Below are 2,360 nucleotides of genomic sequence, written 5' to 3'. Positions count from 1 at the left end.
ATCGTCAAAGGTGAAATTTTAGACAGTGCCATTGATACCGCGGAGGTGTTTTTCTTAACTCTTCATGGCCATCAATCCCATATGTTTGTAGACAAACCGAATGAAAAGGGAGATGTTTATTTTGACACTGGTAATTTTTCCTTTTATGAGTATGCAGGCATACAATCTACTAGAACAGATGAACAGGTAAACTTCATACTTTCTTCTCCATTTTGGGAGAAAACACCCAATGAGAGTTTTACCCTTCCTCCCTTAACACTAAGTCCTGCTGACGAAGCATTTATTAAAGAAAAGATTTTAGCTAGAGCAAGTCACCAATATTACCTGGCGCCAATTGAGATGCCGCTTACCCCCTTACCTTTCCAGTACATCACAGACTATAGTTATCAACTGGATGATTACAACCGCTTTGAGGACATGGCCACCACCATTAGGGAATATGTTCCCATGGTTTTGGTCCGTAGTCAAAACCGCAAAACCATATTCAAAAATTTCAACATTCCTTATAATCTGGTATTTAAAGAAAGTCCCTTGTTAGTAATCGATGGTATGCCTGTATTTGACAGTGATGCCTTTGCTAATTTTGACCCAAAAGGCATCAAAACCATGGACATTATCAACCGGTATTTTTATATCAATGATCTAAAATTTACGGGTATGGTAAACCTTAGCTCATTTAATAATGATTTTGGAGGTTTTGACTTGCCAAAGAACGCCTTGTTTATCACCTACCGGGGATTGCAAAAACCATATGAATTTCATACCGCATTAAAATCATTTAATCATGAGACGCATTTTCCGGATTTCAGAAGTATTTTGACCTGGCAATCCAACAAAGAAATTGATGACAATGGAATGCTTAATTTCTCTTTCAAGCCTTCCCTATTAAAAGGAAACTTCGAGCTGAAGCTTCGATACAGAGAAGGTCAAAATAAAACTTTTAACACAGCCAACTATTTACTTAACCTTAATTGATTGATCTACTGAAATTTCTCTGACTTGATTAATCTGTTGATTTTAAGGTAATTTTCATCCCTGATACTGTCATTTCTATCGTATAAATAATTCCACTTTTTCATGTATTCATCTGCGGGAAGAAATTCATCATTGGTAGCCTTCAACTTTTCATTCAATAGGCCATCCAAATGATTTTTCAATTGGGAAAACTGAGGCATGTCAACCAGGTTATGCATCTGGTAAGGGTCTTTTTCATTGTCATAAAGCAACCATGGCCCCAGCAAATCTCTAACGTAAGTGTATTTTTTTGTCCTTACTCCCCGATATTCTCTACCCCCATTTAAAAATTTCCATTCATGAAATGGAACCGGAAGCATGATTAGTGCTGCCTCATTCCCTAATTCTTCACCTGCAATCAATTTACTTGAAAAGTCGGTCCCTTCGATGGATCCGGGTATTTCCAAATCACTTAATCCCAATAAGGTAGGTAATAGGTCCGGTGTATTAATGGGGTCATAAACCGCTTTAGTGCCTTTGCCTAATTTTTCAGGATACCTAATGAGCATTGGGACTTTTATGGATTCATCCCAAGGCCTTTGTTTCTTCAACATTCCTTTAGACATGATCATATCGCCATGTTCAGAAGTGAAAACAAAAATCGTATTGTCAGCAATACCAGCTTGATCAATGGCTTTTAACAAATCCCCTACAGCCTGATCTAAGGCTGTACAATGGGCATAATAGTTGGCCAATACATTCCTTGCACTATCTTGAAATTCTTCAGGGACATTTGGCCTTACACTTAATGCTGAAGGCTCATACATTTCCCTGTATGCTTGCGGGGCAGTATGGTAAGGGTCATGAGGAGGCCCCCAAGACAATACCAATAAAAAAGGGTTGTCTTTATTTTTATTAATATAACTGATGGCACTGTCAGTTTGAGAAAAAGCATCATACCCTTCCCAGAAATGCTTTTGATTTTCTTCATCAAAATAATAGGAGTTGTTATAATTGTGGGTTACTTCTCTCACTTTCCAATAATCAAACCCCTGCCTTCTTTCTTTAGGAACAGGTTTATTTCTAGCACTAAAAGGTTCCTCCCCTCTCGCATGACCATTTAAATGCCATTTGCCAATATAGCCTGTCTGGTAGCCTGCTTCTTTATAAATCTTTGCAATCGTGGCGGCTTCTGTTGGAAAAGGTTTGTCATTGTAAAAAACTCCATGGGTCAATGGATACTGACCTGAAATAAAACTCCCTCGCCAAGGTGCACATACAGCCATCACTGTAACAGCATTATGAAAAACAGTGCTTTCATTGGCTAAACTATCCAAGTTAGGCGTAATAACATCCTTATTCCCAAGAAATCCCACAGACTGCGCCCGCCATTGATCGGCTAAAAC

1 protein-coding gene and 1 pseudogene are annotated in these 2,360 nt (G+C 38.5%); one reads left to right on the top strand and one right to left on the bottom strand.

The genetic code is table 11. The annotated features are described in order from the left end of the window. Nucleotides 1-975: pseudogene (locus tag AAC037_RS23565) on the top strand (hypothetical protein); the annotation flags it as partial. A gap of 5 nt (nucleotides 976-980) precedes the next feature. On the opposite strand, the gene AAC037_RS23560 reads toward AAC037_RS23565, so the two are convergent. After that, on the bottom strand, nucleotides 981-2,360 hold a 1,380-nt coding region (locus AAC037_RS23560), incomplete at its 5' end, for a sulfatase (protein WP_339906078.1).

Origin of the sequence: uncultured Cyclobacterium sp. (assembly GCF_963976465.1) — a bacterium.
GTDB lineage: Bacteria > Bacteroidota > Bacteroidia > Cytophagales > Cyclobacteriaceae > Cyclobacterium.
This window is presented reverse-complemented; position numbering and strand designations above follow the sequence as displayed.